This is a genomic window from Methylocystis sp. MJC1 (assembly GCF_026427715.1).
In the GTDB taxonomy this organism is placed as follows: domain Bacteria; phylum Pseudomonadota; class Alphaproteobacteria; order Rhizobiales; family Beijerinckiaceae; genus Methylocystis.
Genome location: NZ_CP107558.1, coordinates 2,154,229 through 2,174,116, shown reverse-complemented (window position 1 = coordinate 2,174,116; position 19,888 = coordinate 2,154,229). Strand labels below are relative to the sequence as shown.

21 protein-coding genes and 1 pseudogene are annotated in these 19,888 nt (G+C 63.2%); 11 read left to right on the top strand and 11 right to left on the bottom strand.

Going from position 1 to position 19,888, the window contains the following annotated elements:
- Positions 1-108: 108 nt before the first annotated feature.
- Together OGR47_RS10610 and OGR47_RS10605 are read left to right on the top strand one after the other, a co-directional pair.
- Positions 109-2,118 carry an acetyl-CoA carboxylase biotin carboxylase subunit gene (locus tag OGR47_RS10610; RefSeq protein WP_165048915.1) on the top strand — a complete coding sequence of 670 codons (2,010 nt, stop codon included), beginning with the start codon at positions 109-111 and terminating at the stop codon, positions 2,116-2,118.
- A 184-nt stretch (positions 2,119-2,302) separates the two neighbouring features.
- Positions 2,303-3,391, top strand: a complete 1,089-nt coding sequence (locus OGR47_RS10605) for a MerR family transcriptional regulator (protein ID WP_165048913.1) — start codon at positions 2,303-2,305, stop codon at positions 3,389-3,391.
- Between the two features lie 66 nt (positions 3,392-3,457).
- On the opposite strand, the gene OGR47_RS10600 is transcribed toward OGR47_RS10605, so the two are convergent.
- From OGR47_RS10600 to purE, 3 genes are all read right to left on the bottom strand, one after another.
- Positions 3,458-3,916 carry a MucR family transcriptional regulator gene (locus OGR47_RS10600; RefSeq protein WP_165048911.1) on the bottom strand — a complete coding sequence of 153 codons (459 nt, stop codon included), beginning with the start codon at positions 3,914-3,916 and terminating at the stop codon, positions 3,458-3,460.
- Between the two features lie 211 nt (positions 3,917-4,127).
- Positions 4,128-5,201 carry a 5-(carboxyamino)imidazole ribonucleotide synthase gene (locus OGR47_RS10595; RefSeq protein WP_165049182.1) on the bottom strand — a complete coding sequence of 358 codons (1,074 nt, stop codon included), beginning with the start codon at positions 5,199-5,201 and terminating at the stop codon, positions 4,128-4,130.
- A 2-nt stretch (positions 5,202-5,203) separates the two neighbouring features.
- Positions 5,204-5,668, bottom strand: a complete 465-nt coding sequence (gene purE / locus OGR47_RS10590; protein ID WP_165049180.1) for a 5-(carboxyamino)imidazole ribonucleotide mutase — start codon at positions 5,666-5,668, stop codon at positions 5,204-5,206.
- Positions 5,669-5,870: 202 nt separating this feature from the next.
- Here purE and OGR47_RS10585 point away from each other — a divergent pair, with 202 nt between their 5' ends.
- The gene (locus OGR47_RS10585) at positions 5,871-7,091 is read left to right on the top strand and encodes a cation:proton antiporter (RefSeq protein ID WP_165048908.1); all 1,221 of its coding nucleotides are present in this window, start codon (positions 5,871-5,873) and stop codon (positions 7,089-7,091) included.
- Positions 7,092-7,182: 91 nt separating this feature from the next.
- Here the strand turns inward: OGR47_RS10585 and OGR47_RS10580 are convergent, their stop codons facing one another.
- Positions 7,183-7,782, bottom strand: coding sequence for a CarD family transcriptional regulator (locus OGR47_RS10580; protein WP_165048906.1), 600 nt, complete (start codon positions 7,780-7,782; stop codon positions 7,183-7,185).
- A 172-nt stretch (positions 7,783-7,954) separates the two neighbouring features.
- Here OGR47_RS10580 and OGR47_RS10575 point away from each other — a divergent pair, with 172 nt between their 5' ends.
- On the top strand, positions 7,955-8,551 hold the full coding sequence (locus OGR47_RS10575; RefSeq protein WP_165048904.1) for a hypothetical protein: 597 nt from the start codon (positions 7,955-7,957) through the stop codon (positions 8,549-8,551).
- Between the two features lie 490 nt (positions 8,552-9,041).
- Here OGR47_RS10575 and fdxA read toward each other — a convergent pair whose 3' ends face one another.
- On the bottom strand, positions 9,042-9,380 hold the full coding sequence (gene fdxA / locus OGR47_RS10570) for a ferredoxin FdxA (RefSeq protein ID WP_165048902.1): 339 nt from the start codon (positions 9,378-9,380) through the stop codon (positions 9,042-9,044).
- Positions 9,381-9,534: 154 nt separating this feature from the next.
- Between fdxA and OGR47_RS10565 the strand changes: the two genes are divergently transcribed.
- Positions 9,535-10,416, top strand: coding sequence for an RMD1 family protein (locus OGR47_RS10565; RefSeq protein ID WP_165048899.1), 882 nt, complete (start codon positions 9,535-9,537; stop codon positions 10,414-10,416).
- On the opposite strand, the gene miaA is transcribed toward OGR47_RS10565, so the two are convergent.
- Positions 10,353-11,267 carry a tRNA (adenosine(37)-N6)-dimethylallyltransferase MiaA gene (gene miaA, locus OGR47_RS10560; protein ID WP_165048897.1) on the bottom strand — a complete coding sequence of 305 codons (915 nt, stop codon included), beginning with the start codon at positions 11,265-11,267 and terminating at the stop codon, positions 10,353-10,355. The two genes, OGR47_RS10565 and miaA, sit on opposite strands and share 64 nt — an antisense overlap.
- A gap of 252 nt (positions 11,268-11,519) precedes the next feature.
- On the opposite strand from miaA, the gene serB reads away from it, so the two are divergent.
- A complete protein-coding gene (gene serB, locus OGR47_RS10555) occupies positions 11,520-12,449 on the top strand; it encodes a phosphoserine phosphatase SerB (RefSeq protein WP_165048895.1) in 930 nt (309 codons plus the stop codon).
- Between the two features lie 183 nt (positions 12,450-12,632).
- Here the strand turns inward: serB and OGR47_RS10550 are convergent, their stop codons facing one another.
- The 3 genes from OGR47_RS10550 to hflK are packed head-to-tail and all read right to left on the bottom strand — an operon-like array spanning position 12,633 to position 16,224.
- Entirely contained in the window at positions 12,633-14,117 is a 1,485-nt protein-coding gene (locus OGR47_RS10550; protein ID WP_165048893.1) for a DegQ family serine endoprotease, read from the bottom strand.
- A 59-nt stretch (positions 14,118-14,176) separates the two neighbouring features.
- The gene (gene hflC, locus OGR47_RS10545) at positions 14,177-15,088 is read right to left on the bottom strand and encodes a protease modulator HflC (protein ID WP_165048891.1); all 912 of its coding nucleotides are present in this window, start codon (positions 15,086-15,088) and stop codon (positions 14,177-14,179) included.
- The gene (gene hflK / locus OGR47_RS10540) at positions 15,085-16,224 is read right to left on the bottom strand and encodes an FtsH protease activity modulator HflK (protein ID WP_165048888.1); all 1,140 of its coding nucleotides are present in this window, start codon (positions 16,222-16,224) and stop codon (positions 15,085-15,087) included. The genes hflC and hflK overlap by 4 nt, the downstream gene beginning before the upstream one ends.
- Before the next feature lie 132 nt (positions 16,225-16,356).
- Here hflK and OGR47_RS10535 point away from each other — a divergent pair, with 132 nt between their 5' ends.
- Complete coding sequence (locus tag OGR47_RS10535) at positions 16,357-16,740, top strand: YidH family protein (RefSeq protein ID WP_165048886.1); 384 nt, start codon at positions 16,357-16,359, stop codon at positions 16,738-16,740.
- A gap of 169 nt (positions 16,741-16,909) precedes the next feature.
- Here the strand turns inward: OGR47_RS10535 and OGR47_RS10530 are convergent, their stop codons facing one another.
- A complete protein-coding gene (locus OGR47_RS10530; RefSeq protein WP_165048884.1) occupies positions 16,910-17,329 on the bottom strand; it encodes a MarR family winged helix-turn-helix transcriptional regulator in 420 nt (139 codons plus the stop codon).
- A 108-nt stretch (positions 17,330-17,437) separates the two neighbouring features.
- Between OGR47_RS10530 and OGR47_RS10525 the strand changes: the two genes are divergently transcribed.
- Positions 17,438-17,833 (top strand): ester cyclase, encoded by a 396-nt coding sequence (locus tag OGR47_RS10525; protein WP_165048882.1) that lies wholly within the window; start codon positions 17,438-17,440, stop codon positions 17,831-17,833.
- Between the two features lie 23 nt (positions 17,834-17,856).
- A pseudogene (locus OGR47_RS10520) lies at positions 17,857-17,976 on the top strand (SDR family NAD(P)-dependent oxidoreductase); the annotation flags it as partial.
- Positions 17,977-18,231: 255 nt separating this feature from the next.
- Here OGR47_RS10520 and OGR47_RS10515 read toward each other — a convergent pair.
- Positions 18,232-18,873 carry a dihydrofolate reductase family protein gene (locus tag OGR47_RS10515; protein WP_165048880.1) on the bottom strand — a complete coding sequence of 214 codons (642 nt, stop codon included), beginning with the start codon at positions 18,871-18,873 and terminating at the stop codon, positions 18,232-18,234.
- 107 nt (positions 18,874-18,980) lie between these two features.
- Between OGR47_RS10515 and OGR47_RS10510 the strand changes: the two genes are divergently transcribed.
- Together OGR47_RS10510 and OGR47_RS10505 are read left to right on the top strand one after the other, a co-directional pair.
- A complete protein-coding gene (locus tag OGR47_RS10510) occupies positions 18,981-19,331 on the top strand; it encodes an ArsR/SmtB family transcription factor (protein ID WP_165048878.1) in 351 nt (116 codons plus the stop codon).
- Positions 19,315-19,794: an SRPBCC family protein gene (locus tag OGR47_RS10505; RefSeq protein WP_165048875.1), complete on the top strand. Its 480-nt coding sequence runs from the start codon at positions 19,315-19,317 to the stop codon at positions 19,792-19,794. Before OGR47_RS10510 ends, OGR47_RS10505 begins: the two co-directional genes overlap by 17 nt.
- Positions 19,795-19,888: the final 94 nt, after the last annotated feature.

The window sequence follows — 19,888 nt, the reverse complement described above, 5'->3', positions numbered from 1 at the left end:
AGAGGGAGAAGAAGACCGCCGCACAGCGGTGTGGCGACAAAAAACATTGCGTCCGCCGTTCCTTCGGGAAAAAGAGCGGACCGTGAGGTGAGAGAAATAAGGGCGCGCATGTTTCGCAAGATTTTGATCGCCAACCGTGGCGAAATCGCCTGCCGCATCATCAAGACGGCGAGGAAAATGGGCATCGCCACGGTCGCCGTCTATTCGGACGCCGACGCCGACGCCCTGCATGTGGAAATGGCGGATGAGGCGATTCACCTCGGTCCGCCGCCCGCCGCGCAGTCCTATCTGCTCATCGACAAGATCATCGCGGCCTGTAAGCAGACCGGTGCCGAGGCCGTACATCCCGGCTATGGCTTCCTCTCCGAGCGCGCGGCCTTCGCCACTGCGCTGAAGGACGCCGGCATCGTCTTCATCGGTCCGAACCAGCGCGCCATCGAGGCGATGGGCGACAAGATCGAATCGAAGAAATTCGCCTCGGCCGCCAAGGTCAGCGTCGTGCCGGGCTATCTCGGCGTGATCGAATCGCCGGAAGAGGCGGTGAAGATCGCCAAGGACATCGGCTATCCGGTGATGCTGAAGGCCTCCGCCGGCGGCGGCGGCAAGGGCATGCGCATCGCCTTCAACGACGCCGAGGTAATCGAGGGCTTCACCCGCGCCCGTTCGGAGGCGGCGTCGTCCTTTGGCGACGATCGCGTCTTCGTCGAGAAGTTCATCCAGAACCCGCGCCACATCGAAATTCAGGTGCTCGGCGACAAGCACGGCAATGTCATTCATCTCAACGAGCGTGAATGTTCGATCCAGCGCCGCAACCAAAAGGTGATCGAGGAGGCGCCGTCGCCGCTGCTCGACGCCGCCACCCGCGCCGAAATGGGCGCCCAGGCCGTCGCGCTCGCCAAGGCTGTTAACTACGATTCGGCCGGCACGGTGGAATTCGTCGCGGGGCAGGACAAGAGCTTCTACTTCCTCGAGATGAACACCCGTCTGCAGGTGGAGCATCCCGTCACCGAGCTCATCACCGGCATCGACCTCGTCGAGCAGATGATCCGCGTCGCCGCGGGCGAGCCGCTGCAGATCACGCAGGAGAATGTGAAGATCAACGGCTGGGCGGTCGAGAGCCGCATCTATGCCGAAGATCCGACCCGCAACTTCCTGCCCTCGATCGGCCGCCTGGTGAAATACCGCCCGCCGGAGGAGAAAAAGGAAGACGGCATTACCGTCCGCAACGACACGGGCGTTACCGAGGGCCGCGAGATTTCGATCCATTATGATCCGATGATCGCGAAGCTCGTCACGCACGCCTCCGACCGCTTGACCGCCATTCAAGCTCAGGCCGATGCGCTCGATCGTTTCCTCATCGACGGAATTCGCCACAACATTCCCTTCCTCTCGACGCTGATGCAGATGGAGCGTTGGCGGTCAGGCACGCTTTCGACGGGGTTCATCGCCGAGGAGTTCCCCGAGGGCTTTTCGGCGCCGGAGCCGACCGGCGATCTCGCTTTGACGCTCGCCGCCGTCGCGACGCTGATTGACCACATCGGCAACGCCCGCAAACGCATGATCAGCGGCCAGCTCATGAGCGGCCGCCCGGTTGAGTTTTCGCGCGAGCGCGTCTGCATGCTCGGCGATACGCGCTATGACGTCGCGCTCGAGGAGCAGGGCGAGGCGCTCGTCGTGCAGTTCTTCGGCGCCGACAACCGCGCCCATCGCGTGTCCTCGCAGTGGCGGCCGGGCGACGCGGTCTTCAAGGGCGACGTCGACGGCCATGCGGTCTATGTGCAGACGCGGCCGATCCTCAACGGTTATGAGCTGGCCCATCAGGGCGTGAGCGTGCAGGCGCGCGTCTATACGCAGCGCGAGGCCGAGCTCGCCGCCTTAATGCCCAAGAAGAAGGACACCGGCGCCTCCAAGCATCTGCTGTGTCCGATGCCGGGTCTGGTGAAGACCATCGACGTCAAGGAAGGGCAGGAAGTAAAGGCGGGCGAGGCGCTCTGCATGGTCGAGGCCATGAAGATGGAAAACGTCCTGCGCGCCGAGCGCGACGCCACCATCAAGAAGATCCTCGCCAAGCCCGGCGACAGCCTCGCGGTCGACGCCGTGATCATGGAATTCGCGTAAGCTTACACACCATTGGTTTTACAAAACGCGGCCCTCCTGGGCCGCGTTTTTCTTTGCGCGGCTGAAGCCGCGCGGTCCATAGGCGCCTTCGGACCGCACGCCTTCTGGCGCGTTGATCGACTTAACCTTCCCCTTGAACCGCCCCTAGGGTCATACCCTAGAGACGGACCAGGAGGCATTTTCAGTGATCGATTCCGCGCCGAAAGACGAATTGCTGACCGCGGCCGAATGCGCCGCCCGCATCGGCCTGACAGTGCGCGCCCTCCGCGTCTATGAGCGCCATCGGCTCATTGCGCCGAAGCGCACAGAGAAAGGCTGGCGGCTCTATGGCGCGGCCGAGATCGCCCGCCTGCATGAAATTCTGGCCCTCAAGCAGCTCGGTTTGAGTCTGTCGCGCATCGCCGCCTTGCTGGAAGGTCGGGCCAATGATCTCGACCGCGCCCTCGCCATGCAGGAGGCCGCGCTTTCGGTGCTGAGAAGCCGCGCGGAACGCGGCTGCTCCCTCGTCGCCGCCGCCCGCGCGCGGCTTCGCGGCGGCGAAGCCCTGTCCGTGGCTGAACTCGTTACGCTCGCCAAGGAGGCGCATATGACAGAACCCGCATTCGACGCGATTGCGCAGCGTCGCTACGAACAAGCCCGCCCGCGCAAGCCAATCGAGATCGATCCATCAGCTCTCGACAAATATGTCGGTCATTATAAATCGGAGGTGGGCGTCGTCTGGGACGTTTTGCTCAAGGATGACAAACTCTATTTCAAAAATCCGGGATGGCCTGTCGCGAATTATGCGCTTCCCGAGGGCGAGCATCAGTTCTTTTTTCCGCGCTGGCCATCGCAGGTTACTTTCGGGCTTTCGCCTCAGGGGACGGTTGAAAGCCTGACGTTTCATTCCGGCGGCTTCGAAAGCGTCGCCCACCGTATCGACGACGCCGAGGCCAAGAGGGAGGCGGCGATTCTTGCCAACCGCATCAAGAACAAGATTCCAAACGCTGGCAGCGACGAGATTCTCCGCCGCGTCATCGCGAGCCTGCAACACGGAAATATCGATTTCACCCAGTTCATCGACAGCCTCGCGGCGCGGCTCCAACTGGGCTTTTCTGTTGTGTTTGAAGAGCTGGCCGCCAAGGGTGCCGTCCAGACGCTCGCCTTTCGCGGCGTCGGCCCTCTCGGGGGCGACGTTTACGACGTGAAATTCGAGAATGAAAATACTGAATGGCGTCTTGGGCTGGCGCCGGATGGGAAGATCAGGTTTCTCTTCTGGCGTTCGATGCCATAACACTCTGTGCAAGCGCTCAGGCGCGCGGCGCGAAATGGCCGCCGCCTGTGCGTCTCGTAGCTGAGATTAGGCGCTCGTCTTCGCTTTGCGCGTCGAACGAGCCGGGGCCGCCTTCTTGCGCGCCTGGCCGAGACCCATCTGCTTGGCAAGATTGGAGCGCTGCGCCGCATAGTTTGGGGCGACCATCGGATAATCGGGGGCCAAGCCCCATTTCGCCCGATATTGATCCGGCGTCATCCCGAGCGTGGCCAAGTGCCGCCGCAGCGATTTGAACTTCTTTCCGTCGTCGAGGCAGACGAGATAGTCCGGCGTGATCGACTTGCGGACTGAAACGGCCGGTTCAGGCTTCTCCTCGACCGCGGGGGCTGCAGTCGCGCCGGTCGCGAGGCGTCGCAGCGCCGCATCTACAGATGCGATCAGCGCCGGAAGTTCCGCGACGGGAAGCGAGTTATGAGAAACGAAAGCCGCAACAATGCTGGCGGCCAATTCGATTGAATTGGCGTCTTCTGAATCTGGCGTCTGCAAGAGCGAATCCTCCGCGCGAATCGACTATATTACTAATACCGCATTCTCGTTGCGTCGAGCTTAACGGTCAAATTCTTTCCAAAATTGTGTTTCCAGTTTGCAAAAATAGCGTTTCTAACGCCTTAGATGTCCGCCTTTGCTGTGCGTCAAAGAAGAGACAAGCTGCCAAAGCCTCAATTTTTTCTTTCTTAAACGCGACTTGGCTTCCGTCTCAAGTCAAAACCCGTGTGACATGACCCATCTTCCGGCCAGGACGGCTTTCCTTCTTGCCGTAGAGATGCAGACAGGCGCCGTCTTGCGCCAGTATTTCCGCCCATTTGTCGGCGTCGGCGCCAATGAGATTGCGCATGACAACTTGGCGCCCATGGCGGCGCGTCGAGCCGAGCGGCATGCCCGCAATGGCGCGCATGTGCTGCTCGAACTGCGAGGTTATGGCGCCGTCGAGCGTCCAATGACCGGAATTATGCACGCGCGGCGCGATTTCATTGACGAGGAGCCGCTCGCCTTCCGCGTCGGAAACAACGAACATTTCCACAGCGATCACGCCGACGTAATCCGCCGCCTCCGCAATACGCTGAGCCATGTCGACCGCCGCCCGCGCGGTTGCGTCGCTGATCGCGGCGGGAGCCGTCGTCGTCGCTAGGATATGATGCTCATGGATGTTTTCGCAGATGTCATAGGCGCGGAAGGAGCCGTCGAGGCCCCGCGCAGCGACAACGGAAACCTCCTTGGCGAAGGGCACGAAGCCTTCCAGAATTGAGGGCGCGCCACCCACCGCTTTGAAAGCGTCGCCGAGATCGACGCCCTCGCCAATCCGGGTCTGGCCCTTGCCGTCATAGCCGAAACGGCGTGTCTTCAGGATCGAGGGACGCCCAAGCTGCTCCACGGCGCGCGTCAGCGCATCTAGATTTGAAACCTCGGCGAAGTCGGCTGTGGCGACGCCGAGCCCGCGCACGAATTGCTTTTCGATCAGCCGGTCCTGCGTGAGCGCGAGAACCTTGGGGTTCGGACGCACTGGCCGATGCGCTTCGAGCACTTCGGCAGTCCGCGCCGGAACATTCTCAAATTCATAGGTAACGACATCGACAGATTCGGCGAAGGCCGCCAACGCAGCTTCATCCAGAAAATCCGCGCAAGTGCGCGCGGCGCAGACGTCGAAGGCAGGATCGTCGGCGACGGGCGAATAAATATGCGACTTCAGACCGAGGCGCGCGCCGGCCGTCGCCAGCATGCGCGCGAGCTGGCCGCCGCCGAGAATGCCGATGGTTGCGCCGGGTTTCAGCATCGTCACGCCTCCTCTTTCGGCGTCTCGGCGACGCTCGCCGTCTGTTTTGCGCGGAAGGCGGCAAGCCGCGCAGCGAGCGCCTTATCCTTCAGCGCGAGAATCGAGGCGGCGAGGATCGCGGCATTGATTGCGCCCGCCTTGCCGATGGCGAGCGTTCCGACCGGCACGCCCCCCGGCATTTGAACAATGGAGAGCAGGGAGTCCATGCCTTTGAGCGCCTGGGACTCGATTGGCACGCCGAGAACCGGGAGGTTGGTCATCGAGGCCGTCATGCCTGGAAGATGCGCCGCGCCCCCCGCGCCGGCGATGATCACCTCGAAACCCGACGTCTCCGCCCCTTTGGCAAAAGCGACGAGCCGCTCGGGCGTGCGATGGGCCGAGACGATTCGCGTGTCGCAAGCGACGCCGAGCATCTCTAGCGTCTCGACAGCGTGGCGCATCGTCGCCCAGTCGGACTGGGATCCCATAATGATTGCGACAGGCGTCTTCGGCTTCGCCACTTTAACGCTTCCATTGGCTCGAGCGTGGGAAGCCATGCCGCATAGACGATGGGACCGCGGTACGCAAGGTATTCTCTGCCGCAACTATTCGGCATCCCGTCAGAATGCTGGTATGGCCGTAAATTCAGGGGCGCGCGCCGCCGAAATTCCCATTTCCGAAAGAACGTACATGGATGAGCAACTGGCCAAAGCCGTCGCCTTACTCGCAGTTGCGATGATTGTCGCTCTGGCGGCTCGGCGGGTGAGGCTTCCCTATACGATCGGGCTTGTCATCGTCGGCGCAGTGCTGGCGCTCTCCAAGCCGGGTTTCGGGCTGCATTTGACGCATGAGCTCATTTTCGACCTCATTCTGCCGCCGCTGCTCTTCGAAGCCGCGCTGACGCTGTCCTGGCGGGAGCTTTGGCGAGATGCGGCTCCTCTCCTGACTCTTGCGGGACTCGGCACGCTAGTCTCGGCGGCAGTGGTGGCCTACGCCTGCGCCGCGCTGCTGCATTGGCCGACGCCTTCTGCGCTCGTCTTCGGCGCGCTCATCGCGGCGACGGATCCCGTCGCCATCATCGCCATGTTCAAGGATAACGGGGTCAAGGGACGGCTGCGGCTGCTTGTCGAGAGCGAGAGCCTGTTGAACGATGGCGCGGCTGCCGTTCTCTTCGTGATGGCGCTGGCGTGGGCGCAATCCGCCGGAGGCGCGCAGGGAGCCGGGCAGGGCGCAAGCGATATAGTCCTCACCCTCGCGCACATCGTGCTCGGCGGCGTCGCCGTTGGCGCGCTCACGGGCGGCGCGGCGATATTGCTCGCCATGGGAACGGCCGAGCACCTCATCGAAGCGGCGCTGACCACGATCGCCGCTTTCGGATCCTTTCTCGTCGCCGAGCATTTCCATGTCTCGGGCGTGCTCGCGACCGTGACGGCAGGCCTGATCATGGGCAATCTCGGCCTGCTGAGCGAGGAGAATCGCAGCTATCTGAGCGACAAGGGCCGCGAGTTCGTTCACGGATTCTGGGAGTTCGCAGCTTTTTTGGCGAATTCCATCGTGTTCCTGATGATCGGCGTCGATCTCGCTTCGACGCCCTTCTCTGATTATGGCCCGATGTTCGTATGCGCCGTGATCGGTGTCGTTCTCGTCGCTCGAGCCATCACGGTGTATCCGCTGGCCGCGCTTTTTTGGCCGACGCGCTGGCGCATCGGCTTGCGCGAGCAGCATGTGCTTTGGTGGGGCGGCTTGCGCGGCGCTCTGGGTCTGGCGCTCGCATTATCCCTGCCGCAGAGCCTCCCGATGCGGGAGGCGATCGTCGTTGCGACTTTCGGGGTTGTGGCTTTTTCCATCGTCGCACAGGGGCTGACCATGCCCCTGCTGCTGCGTGCGCTTGGTTTCCTGCCGAGAAGCTAGGCGCTCGGGATCTGCGGCGAGTCAGCGCTAATCTTTACCGAGAGCGAGAAATCCCGCTCTCGGCGTCACCCGTTCTGAGATCGCAAGGCCCTCAGGCGGCGCGATCGACATCTTCCTCGTCGCCGTCGTCGGCCGCTTCGGCGTCGGCCTTCTGCCCACGGCGCGGACCCTTCTGCAGGAAGGACTCGATGAGCTTAAGCGCCTCCGAGTCGATCAGCTTGCGCACGGCCGCGACTTCCCGCGCCATGCGATCGAGCGCCGCCTCATAAAGCTGACGCTCGGAATAGGATTGCTCCGGCTGCGTGTCGGAACGGTAGAGGTCGCGCACCACCTCGGCGATCGTGACAAGGTCGCCGGAGTTGATCTTGGCCTCATATTCCTGGGCGCGGCGCGACCACATGGTCCGCTTGATCCGCGCGCGCCCGGAAAGCGTCGTAAGCGCCTTGTCGACCACGCCGGTCTCGGCAAGCTTACGCATGCCGACATTGGCGATCTTGCTCGTCGGAACCTTCAGAATCATCTTGTCCTTGATGAAGCTGACGACAAAGAGCTCGAGGCTGAAGCCCGCGACTTCCTGGGTTTCGACGCCGACGATCTGACCGACGCCATGGGCCGGATAGACGATGAACTCATTGAGCTTGAAACCGTGCTTTTGCGCGGCCGGCTTGGATTTCGCGGGCGCGGGTTTCATCACGGCCTTTGAATCGGGTGAGGTCTTCTCGGCAGCGACGGGCGTCGCCGTTTCAACGGGGGGCTCGTTTCTTTTTGCCAATTTTTTGTCTTCGCCGGCTGTCGTGGTTGATGAAGTCTTGCCAGCCGCTTCGGCGGCCGCAGTAGCGGCCGGCTTGGCGGGGAAGGGGGGCTTGTGGTTGCGCGCAGGCGCAATAGAGGCCGCTGTTGCAGGCGCGGGCGCCGCGGCGGGCTTAACGGTTTCAGCAATTCTCGCTGCCGCAGGCGCGGTTGTCGCCGACCCCGTTTTGCGGGCCAAGGTGGCGGCGGGCGCAGTCTTCGCCGGGGCAGATTTCGCCGAAGTTGAGGCCGGCGCCGCGGCAGGCTTCGCTTTCTCGGCGAGGGGCGCTTTGGAGCCGGGAGCCGGCGTCTTATCCACCTTGGCGGGCGTGATTTTTTCGTCTGCCTTCACGGCGGCGGTTGCTGCGGTCTTCGCCGCGGTCCTGATCGTCTTTGCGCCTGCGCTCGCGCGCTCATCGGGGCTCTTGGCGACGGCCCCGCGCACGCTGGACGCCGCGTTACGGGCGGTGACGTGCGCGCCGCTTTTTCCGTTTGTCTTTATCGTCGCCTTCGCTGCGGTCGTCACAGGCGCTTCAACGCTCGTCTTTGCCTCGGTTTTGGCGCTCTTCGCCGCGGATTTGCTCGTTTTTACGCCATCGGAATTCTCGGCGGCGCTTGTGGGCGCGCTGCTGGGGCGTGCGGCCTTACCGCTTTTCGATGTCAATCCGTGAGAACGCGCGGACGTAGCCGTAGCGCTGGCCCCTTTCTTTGTTTTATCGTTCCTCTTGGCGGACGGCATACGCGGGGTACTCCTTTTGCATCCCGCTGTGGAGACGGGATGATCCTGCTGTCCTCTTGCCGCGAAAGAACAAAACGCCTTCGGCGGGCAAGTTTTTGATCTGACACCTTAAGCTAGAGGCGCGGGCAAGATAGGGGATTTGGACGCTCTAAGGCGCGCGCTTTCTTATGCTGTGAGGCAAACCGTCGTCGGCCCGTCCCGGACAGGCGGCGTTTATTGCCATTCTCTATATCACGCCGCGGCGCCAAAATCAAAAACAACCCTTGCCCGGTTTTTGCCGGGAGGGTGCGAAAGTCGTCTATAAGTTACGAAAATCGCTCTGCTAATTGGCCGAGTTAAGGATGTGGAAAGATTGGGCGCCGCCCGACGTGGATTTGGCGGCCGGTGCGAATCGGCGCGCGACGGACGGCTTTCGGGGGAGCTTAGTCGCCCTGTCCAGGCTCAGCGGAGAAGTTGGCCTCGAATTTGCCCGGCTTGCCATCCCATTCCTTGGCGTCCGCCGGCGGGTCGCGCTTAATGGTGATGTTCGGCCAGTTCTGCGCCATTTCGGCGTTCAGCTGCAGCCACTTCTCGAGCCCTTCCTCAGTGTCGGGCTTGATCGCCTCCGCCGGGCATTCCGGCTCGCAGACGCCGCAGTCGATACATTCGTCCGGATGGATGACGAGCATGTTCTCGCCCTCGTAGAAGCAGTCGACAGGGCAAACTTCCACGCAATCCATATACTTGCACTTGATGCAGTTTTCCGTGACGACATAAGTCATGTGAAGGGTCTCTTGAGCGTCTTTCGACGATTTGTGTGCGTCTCGCGTCGATCGTCGCGCTAGCTAGCGTTTTTGCCGGCGTCATGCAAGGCATGGCCATGGTGATTTTGGCGCCGCGGCGTTATGGCTACAATAGGATTCAAGCGGGACGATTATGACCGACGTTGAACTCAGAACGACCCACGCCGTAGCGCAAACCATGACGGCGCGCGCCTTGCTGCTGGGCGAACGCATCGACACGGTGGGGCTGGAGCGGGCGGATCTCGTGTCGACTGCGCCGCTCGCCTTCCATGCCGGGCAGGCGGGCTTCGCGGTGCTCTACCGCTTCGGAGTCGCCGTGCTTTTCGGCCTGTCGCCGCTCGAAGAGGACGAAATCGTCACCAAGATCGGCGCGCGGGTCGCAGGAGCCTCGCGGGGCGACGACGAGACGCTCGTCATCGAAATCACTCATGACGGCGAGGACAAGCCGCTGCCGAACGGCCGCCTTGCAGTGAAGGACCTTTCCGAGGCGCGGCTTCTCGTTATCGCCGACGCCTTGGCGAAAAGCGTGGCGCTGGCGCGCGACGAGCGCCGCGTCAACGCCGTCTTCGACACGATCGAGCCTTTTGCGGCGGAGCTTGCGAGCAAGGGCCGCCCGCCATGGCGGCGCAAGTCCATGCTGGAGCTCATCGGCCAGACCCTGCTCGTGCGTCATCGCGTCTCTGGGCGCGTCGCCGTCGAGGACAAGCCCGACGTGCTATGGGATCGGCCCGATCTCGAACGCCTCTATGCGCGTCTTGAAGACGAGTATGAGCTGGAGGCGCGGGGACGCACGCTCAACGCCAAGATCGACGTGATCGGCGAGACTGCCCGGGCGCTCACCGATCTCATCGACGCCGACCGTTCGGTGCGGCTCGAATGGATCATCATCGTGCTGATCGCGATGGAGATCGGCCTGTCGCTGTTCCAGATGTTCACGGGGCAGCATTACCTTCACCAGATGCAGGCCGCCTCGACCGCTGCCCATGGATCGTCTGTGGATAGCCACGCGAAGTGAGCCAATTGATGCCGCGCGAAAGTGAACTGTCGCTTCGCGTAATGGCGCGTATCCAGCTTGCCGCGCATGATCGCCTCTTCGAGCGGCATGCGCCCGTCGAGATAAGCGATGAGATGAGGGACCCCATGCGCGCGCATGGCGGGGAGCGCGGGATCGAGCTTGCGCTCGCGTAGGCGGGCCACTTCGTCGAGCGCGCCCGTCGCCATCATTTTGTCGAAGCGCGCGTCGATGCGCGCGTAGAGCGTCTCGCGCTCGGGCGCGAGGAAGAAGGCCGGGCATTGCGCCGCATCGAGCAGCGGCGCTGAGCGCGGGCCGTGGAAGGAAGCAAGCGGCTTGCCCGTCGCGGCGAAAACCTCCAGGGCGCGCAGAATGCGCTGCGGGTCCGTGGGGCGCAGGCGCGCGGCGGTCTCCGGGTCTTTCGACAAAAGCTCGGCGTGAAGCTCCTGCGGGCTTGCGCCTTCCGCCGCGGCGCGCACCTGCGCGCGCACCTCCTCCGGCACGGCGGGAATATCTGAAAGGCCATAAAGCGCGGCCTTGAAATACATGCCGGTGCCGCCAGCGACGACCGGCGTCACGCCGCGCGCATCGACATCGGCCAGCGTCTGCGCGAAATCGGTGAGATAGCGACCGACGGAGTAATTCACCGCCGCGTCGACATGGCCGAAGAGAAGATGCGGCGCTTGTGCCTCTTCCTCTAACGTCGGCCGCGCGGTGATGATTCGCAGGTCACGGTAGACCTGCATGGAGTCGGCGTTGACCACCGCGCCGCCGACGCGCTTGGCGATGGCGAGCGCCAGCGCCGACTTGCCCGAGGCGGTGGGACCTGCGATGAGAATGGCGCGCGGGGACATGGCGGCTATTGCGGCGGAAATGGGCTGGATGTCAAAGGCGATCGACCCACACCTACGTCATGGCCGGGCTCGTCCCGGCCATCCACGCCGCGCAATACCAGCTTATGGGGGGCGGCGGGCTCCAATCTCGAAAAGGCCGTACACTTCGAACGTCGCCCTAATCGGTCGCTGGCGTAGGGTGGTCCTGTCCTTGGCTAGGCCGCGCCCATTGGCGTGGGTGGCCGGGACAAGCCCGGCCATGACGGCTCCGAGATGAGTGACTCCCGTAGCCGGCACGGGGAAGGCGAGGCGAGCCCGGAAAAGCTTGTCGCAACCTTGATCGCCGGGAGTGAGGCCGCGCTAACCGAGGCGGCCGTCTGGCGCGCCTTGCGCGAAGTCGGACTAGGCCATCCGCCGCTGGATTGGCTCGCGCCCGACATCGCCGCCGACGTTTTCTTCGACGTGCGAGACCAAGATGCTGTGCGCGCCCGCTTGCATGCCGCGCTCGCCGGGGAGGCGATCGACGTTGTCGTACAGCCGGTCGAAGGCCGTCGCAAGCGCCTCCTCGTCGCCGACATGGACTCGACCATGATCGAGCAGGAATGCATCGACGAGCTTGCCGGGCTCATCGGCATTCGTGACCGCATCTCCGCCATCACCGAGCGCGCCATGGCGGGCGAGCTCAATTTTCAGGCGGCGTTGAAGGAGCGCGTCGCGCTGCTGGCCGGCGTGACGCTCGATGAGATCGAGACGATCGTCGCCCGCATAACGCTCACGCCGGGCGCTCGCGCCCTCGTGCAGACCATGCGCGCGCACGGCTCGCATACGGCGCTCGTCACCGGCGGCTTTACGCAATTCACGACGCCGGTCGCCGCACGCATCGGCTTCGACGAGACTTTCGCCAACCGGCTGGAGATTGTCGGGCGCGCCTTGACAGGCGTTGTCATGGAGCCGGTGCAGGGCAGGGAAGGCAAGCGCGCCGCGCTTGTCGGCTTGCGCGAGCGGCTCGGACTGGCCCCTGCGGCGACGCTCGCGATCGGCGACGGCGCCAATGATCTCGATATGTTGCAGGAGGCGGGGCTCGGCGTCGCTTATCACGCCAAGCCGAAGGTCGCTGAAATCGCGGCGGCTCGGATCGACTGCGCGGATCTGACGGCGCTGCTTTATGCGCAGGGCTACCGGAAAAACCAATTTAGAGAGTGAGTGTCCGCCCTCATCCGACCCCGCTTCGCGGGGCCACCTTCTCCCGCAGGCGGGAGAAGGAGTCGCGTTGGCTCATTCGAGATGAGCTCCAAAGTTCCCGAAGCCTCGGGGTCCCCTCCTTCTCCCGCTTGCGGGAGAAGGTGGCCCTCGAGTCAGCGAGGGTCGGATGTGGGCTGCCGAGCCTTACTCCACCGGCAGCGCCACGAAATGCGCGTCGCCCTGGCCGTTGGCCACGATCAGCAGCGCCGTCTTCTTGCCCGCGTCCTTCAGCGCCTTGATCTTCTTCACCGCGTCCGAGGGCTCGCTAACCGGCTCCTGATTGACTTCGAGCAGGATTTCGCCGGGCTGCAGCCGCTTCTCCGCCGCGTTCGAGGTCGGGTCGACGGAAGTGATCAGCACGCCGTTCTTCACCGTCTCCTTGATCTGGAAGCGCGCGCGCAAGTCGTCAGTGAGGCGCGAAAACTCCAGCCCCAGCGCGCTCTGGGAGGCCGGGCTATTCGTCTCCGGCTTTTCCTTGTCGCCGCCGTCGCGCGAGGCGACTTTCTCGCCGTCCTCCAAGCGACCGAGCTTGACCTTCTTGGTCTCCTCCTTGCCGGAGCGGACAATCACAAGGTCCACGTCCTTACCGACCGGCGTCGCGGCGACGAGCTTGGGCAGGTCGCGCGATTCCTTGATCGGCTTGCCGTCGAATTTCACGATCACGTCGCCGGCCTTGATTCCGGCGGGCTTCGAGGGGCCCTTGTCGTCCACGCCGGCGACCAGCGCGCCGCGCAGCGCGCCGAGGTTGAGCGTTTCGGCAATGGCGTCGTCGACATTCTGGATGCGCACGCCGAGCCAACCGCGGCGCGTCTCGCCATATTGCTGGAGCTGCTCGATCACTGGCTGCACGGTGTTCGCAGGGGTCGCGAAACCGATGCCGACCGAGCCGCCGGAGGGCGAGAGAATCGCCGTGTTGATGCCGATCACCTCACCGTCCATGTTGAACAGCGGGCCGCCGGAATTGCCCTTGTTGATGGAGGCGTCGGTCTGAATGTAGTTGTCGTAGGGGCCGCTATCGATGTTGCGATTGCGGGCAGAGACGATGCCCGCCGTCACCGAGCCGCCGAGGCCGAAGGGATTGCCGACCGCCAGCACCCAGTCGCCGACGCGCGCCTTGTCGCTGTCGCCGAATTTCACCGCCTTCAGCGGCTTCTCCGGCTTCACCTTCAGGACCGCCACGTCGACCTTCTGGTCCTTGCCGAGAATTTCAGCCTTGAGCTTCTGGCCGTCGTTGAAAATGACGGTCACTTCGCTGGCGTCGGCGATGACGTGATTATTGGTGATCACGATGCCGGCGGCGTCGATGACGAAGCCGGAGCCGAGCGAGGATGATTTGCGCTGGCGCGGCAGATCAGGCATGCCCTGGCCGCGGCGCTTGAAGAATTCCTCGAAGAGATCGTCGAAAGGCGCGCCCGGCCCCATGCCCGGCGGCAGCCCAGGCGCGTCGCCGCCCTTGCCGCGCTGCTTGGTTTCGAGCGTTTGCGTCGCCGAGATGTTCACGACCGCGTCGGAAACCTGGGCCGAGAGATCGGCGAGGGAGTCAGGTCCCTTGGCGTGAGCCGGACCGGCAAGCCATAGGGAAGAGGCCGTCGCGAGCGCCAGAGCGGCGCGACGAAATGCGGGGATCATGCGTTTTGCTCCTCGAGGGACATTGTTCTTGTTGGCGCGCCGCCGCCGGCGCCCTTGGTTTATCGCTTTTGCGCCGGCTCCGACGGGGCGCTCGCGCTTCCCTCGGGGGCGGAGAAAAAACGGAAAAACGCGGAACGCGGACTGACGAGAAAGCGCGTCTCGCCCGGCTTGAACGCGGCTTCATACGCCTGCATCGAGCGATAGAAGGCGAAGAAGTCCGGATCTTTCCCGAAAGCTTCGGCGAAAATACGGTTGCGCTCTGCGTCGCCTTCGCCTTTCGTCTGATCGGCCTTCTGCTGCGCTTCGGCCTTCAGGACGATGACGTCGCGATCCGCCTTTGCAGTAATTTTCTGCGCCTGCTCGGCGCCTTGAGCGCGATATTCGGCGGCCTCGCGCTGACGCTCGGTCTGCATGCGGCCGTAAACTTTTTCTGAAATCTGCTGGGGCAGGTCGACGCGGCGAATGCGGGCGTCGACGACCTCGACGCCGAACCGGCGCGCCTCCAAGTCGGCTTGCTGCTTGATTTTCGCCATCAGCGCCGAGCGTTCGTCGCGCACGATCTGCCGCTGATTGGCTTCCGAAAGCACGCGGCGCACGGCGGAGTTCAGCACCGAGCCGAGCTGGTTGTTGGCGCCCTGCACGCTGTTGACCGACTGATAGAATTTCAGCGCGTCGACGATGCGGTAGCGGATGAAGCTGTCGACTTCGAGCCGCTGATTGTCGGCCGCGAGCACTTCGAGATTGGGACTTTCGACATCGAGGATGCGGTTGTCGAAGGTCACTACATTTTCAATCAGCGGAATCTTGAAATGCAGCCCGGGCTCGGTGATGAGCCCGCGCCCCGCAACGGGCTCGCCGAAGCGCAGCACCAGCGCCTGCTCGGTTTGCTCGACGGTGAAAAGCGCGCCGCCCGCGATGGCGACTGCGATCAGGGCCAAGATTGCGAGGGCGAAGAGGAGGCCGTTTTTCACTTTTGTCCTCCTTGAAAGGGCGCGAAGGAGGGCAGGGGCATGAAGGGCGCGACCGAGGCGCCGCCCTTGGCGGGATCGTCGAGAATTACCTTTTCGGCGCCGCCGAGCACACGCTCCATGGTCTCGATGTAAAGGCGCTGGCGGGTGAGCGCCGGCGCGTTCTTGTATTGCTCGTAAATCTTCTCGAAACGCCCGGCCTGGCCGCGCGCCTCGGCGACCGTCTGCTCGCGATAGGCCTCGGCCTCCTGCAGGATGCGGGCGGCGGCGCCGCGTGCCTCTGGCACCACGCGATTCGCATAGGCCTCCGCCTCATTGCCGAGCCGCTGCAAATCCTGCTGCGCGGCGGTCACGTCGCGGAAGGCGGCGATGACCTGCTGCGGCGGGTCGACCGAAAGCAGGAGCACCTGAAGCACCATGACGCCGCTATGATAGTCGTCGAGCAGCTTCTGCATCAGCGCCTGGCAGGCGGGTTCGATCAACTTGCGGTCGGCGGTGAGGATTTTCTGAATCTGGGATTGGCCGACGATCTCGCGCATGGCGCTCTCGGCGACCGCCTTCACCGTCGTGTGCGGATTGGCGAGATTGAAGGCGTAATCCTCGGGCTTCGAGGGGTCGATCTGCCAAATGACGCGGAACTTGATGTCGGCGATATTTTCATCGCCGGTCAGCATCAGGCTTTCTTCCGGCGCCTCGGGTCCGAGACGCGTTGGCTGTCCGCCGCGCCGGCGCCCCTCGGGCGCCGCCTCCTCGCGGAAGCCGACGTCAGTGATGTTGCGGTCCGTCACCGCGAGCTTGATCACCGAGCCGACAGGGCCAGGGAGGTTGTAATTGAGGCCCGCTTGCGTCTTGCCGCGATATTTGCCGAACACGAGATTGAGGCCGATCTCATTGGGCCCCACCGTGTAGAAGCCGGACAGCAGCCAGGCGAGCAGGGTCAGGAGAACGAGGATCAACATGCCGCCGCCGCCGAAGCCGGCTGGCATAAACTGCTTGAGCCCTTCCTGGCTGCGGCGCAGCAGATCCTCGAGATCCGGCGGCTGCGCGCCGCCGCCCGAGCCCTGGCCCCAAGGCCCGCCCTGTTGTCCCCAAGGACTATTGTTCTGATTGCGCGGGCCGCCTTGATCGCTCCAGGGCATCTTGTCTCGCGATAAATGTGGATGTGGCCTCGGGCGCGGCTTCGCGTCGGCCCGGGATGTTATAGGCATTTGCTGGCGTGGCGGCAATCGCGGACGATTCCCTGCGCCGCAGAGACAGGAGAGAGCATCCCAATGATACGGGATTACGCCAACATCGCCGCCAATGAGCGCACGTTTCTCGCCTGGGTCCGCACGGGGATCGCGGTCATCGCCCTGGGCTTTGTCATCGAGCGCTTCAATCTTTTCCTGCTCGCTTTGGCGGCGGGGGCGGGAAATAACGCCGGTCTTCTGGCCCTTCACCGGCTGCCGAGCCAGACCGGGCGCTACGGCGGCGCCGCATTGATCGCCTCCGGCGTGACAATCATTCTCGTCGCCACCATCCGGCTGCTGCAAACCGCGCGCCTGCTCGAAGATGACGAGACCCACCGGCCGAGCGCGACGCATTCGACCTTATGGGCGCTTTCAGCGCTCGTGCTGGGAGTAGCGATTTTCAGCGCCTATCTGGTCGTGTTCTGATCAGCGATACCAGACAAAGGCGAAAGAGATCAGCAGCGCGAGTCCGAAACCGATGAGCGCGTTGACGAGAAAGCCGTTGCCGAATTCGTTCATGGTCAGACCTCCGCGCTTGGGTCTCGGGAGCGAGACCCAGATGAGAACTATGGCTACGCTTCGGGGCTGTCGCAACCTATGATCGGCTGTTCTCCAGGGCCGAATTGAGCGTTGCCAGCACCCCCCGCGCCGCGGCGATGTCCTCGAGCTGCATATTGGCAGACAGAGCATTCATCCACGTGGCTTGCTCCTCCATTAACGCTCGGTACGACGTAGCGCCCCGGGACGTGGGGGCGAGCAGCTTGGCGCGGACGTGCCGCGGATTCGGGCTGTAAGCTGCAAGCCCGTCACGGACCAGTTCGTCGGCCAAACGCTGGACGCCCTGCCGCGTCTGAGACAGCCGACGAGCGACTTCCGCAATGGTTAAGGCTTGGTGAGAGATCGCGCCCATGACCTGCCAACGCGCGGCGGTCAATCCGAAGGGCGCGCTTAGCCTGTTGCCTGAGTCTGTCAGGTGGCTGGCGGTTTGCAAGATTTCCCAGACGAGGCGGCTCATTTCTTCGCCTTGAGGCGTACGCATCATGATTTTCCGAATTGCCAGCCACAGGTTGACAATATGCTGTCAAAATGAAAGTGACAGCATGCTGTCAAATCGAGGTGTATCATGACCCCGTCCGAACTTGTCAAAGGCCTCTATGAGGATTGTCTCAACCCGCGTCGACTGGATCGGCTGACGGATTATCTGTCTGACGATTTCGCTGGCGCAAACGGCGAGCGGGGACCGCAGGGTTTCCGGCAAACCGTCGAACGGATGGTGACGGCCTTTCCTCATCTGCGATTCGAACTCGAGGACCTGTTCGCGGCAGGCGATAAAGTGTGTCTGCGCTGGCGCTTCGAAGCGGCGCACCTCGGGCCGCTGGCCGGCGTCGCGGCAACAGGCAAGGTCGCGGTTCAGCAGGGGATCGCCATCTACCAGGCAAGCGACGGCAAGCTCACGCGTGCGTGGCTTCAGGTCGATCGCCTGGGTGTCTTGCAGCAGATCGGGGCGGTGGCGCTCTGACGGAGAAGGCGGGGCGAGGGGCCTACCCCGTACGCGAGGGATGGGCTGCGCCCGTCACCCCCGACGTCGAGACGCTGACCGGCGCCCCGCCACGTTCGCTCGAGACCTATGCGCAGGATCATGCCCGCGAGCTGTCCGCGTAGCTATCTCACTGAATGTCGGGGAAGGGCGATTCGGCGGTTCAGCTGGCGGACCGAGAACGACGAAACGGAGAACTACGTTTACGCCATAGCCCTCTTAATTTGAACCAGGGGTGACCGGTGAATATTGGTGGGAAACGGTCGGTCTGCGTACGGTTATGGAACCAGGAAGAATTGGACCTCGTCCGAGGGCGGAAAAAAGGCAGCCAAGGGCCAAGTTTGGATAGCCGATGACCGCCGTAAGTCGATGGCCGATGGCTAGCGCTGGAACGTGAGGTGGACGGTCCCGCTCTCGGCCGTTTCGGTCTTGGTGGTGTAGCCGGCCTCCAATCCGCGCAACTCGTCCCAGAGGCGTATGCCCCGCCCCAGCAGAATTGGAGCAATGGCGACATGAATGCGGTCCACAAGTCCAGCCTTGAGATAGGCGCGGACCATGGTTGGTCCGCCGCCTATCCGAACATCCTTGCCGTTTGCGGCTTTCTCGGCGCGCTGCAGCGCATCAACCGGGTCGGCCGCGAGGAAGTGGAACGTGGTGCCTCCAGCCATCTCGATGGAAGGCCGCGGCGTGTGCGTCAGGACGAAGACCGGGCAGTGAAATGGCGGCTCGTCGCCCCACCAGCCCTTCCAGTCCGGATCATCGGGAAAGTTGTGCAGGCCGAACATGCCGGCCCCCATGATCTCGGCGCCAATGTTGGTGAAATAATCCTTCGCATACTCATCGTCGAGGCCGGTGGCGCCTTGGCCGCTGGTGTCTTTGAGCACGCGCTCTCGAAACGTCCTTGTGGCCACATATGCTGCAACAAGGCGCGACCAATCGGGGCCGAACGGGTTTTCGGGTGTCTGGTCCGTCGTCGTTGCGAAACCGTCGAGCGAGATAATTAGGTCGACACGTACTGCCATTGGCCTCTCCCAATAGTAAGGTATATACCTTGCTATTATAGACGGAATACAAAGGCAAATGCCTTATTGTCGTTGACGCATGTGAACGATCCGCCTTACCGTGGCGCATGCCTTATCATTCGACCCCACTCGACCTTGCCTTCCATGCTCTCAGTGACCCGACGCGCCGGGCGGTGGTGTCGCGTCTGGCCGAGGGAGAGTTGCCGGTCACCGTCCTCGCGGAGCCCTTCGATATGGCGCTGCCCTCCTTCGCTCAGCATCTCAAGGTGCTGGAAGATTGCGGATTGATCGCCAGCGAGAAGCGCGGACGCAGTCGCTGGTGCCGACTGGAACGAGCGCGCTTCGAGGAGGCGGCCAATTGGATGGAAGCGGAACGTCGACACTGGACCGCGCGGCTCGACCGGTTGGAAGCCTATTTGGACAGGACGGAAGAGAACGACGATGGAAAAACTGTTTGAGACCTGGTCGCTCGACCGTGAGATCGTGCTCGTCAAGGTGCTGAAGCACCCGCGACATAAGGTTTTCGCCGCTTGGATGGATCCGGAAGCGCTGGCGCAATGGTATGGCCCGGATGGCCTCAGCATCGAGAACCACGAGGCCGATATCCGCGAGGGAGGGGAATGGCGCTTCGACATGGTGGGCGTATTCGAGGGCCAAGAGCAGCGCTTTCCCAACCTCATGCGCTTCTTGAAGATCGTGCCCAACGAACTGATCGTGGTGGACTATGGTACCCCGGACCTCAACGACCCTGAGCGCTTCTACATGACGGTTACCTTCGATGAGCAGACCGACGGCAAGACCGTATTGACCTTGCGCCAGCTTCACCCAAGCCGCGAACGGCGTCAGGTGGTGGTCGGTTTCGGCGCGGTGGAGTATGGCCTGCAAACGCTTGCTGGTCTGGCCGCTTGGCTAGATGGTTGAACGCTGCACATCTGGAGGTTTCCGGTCGCTGCCCTGGCGCCATGATCGACTGCTTTTAGGACTTTACGGCCCAATCCCAACGACGGGAATGCCG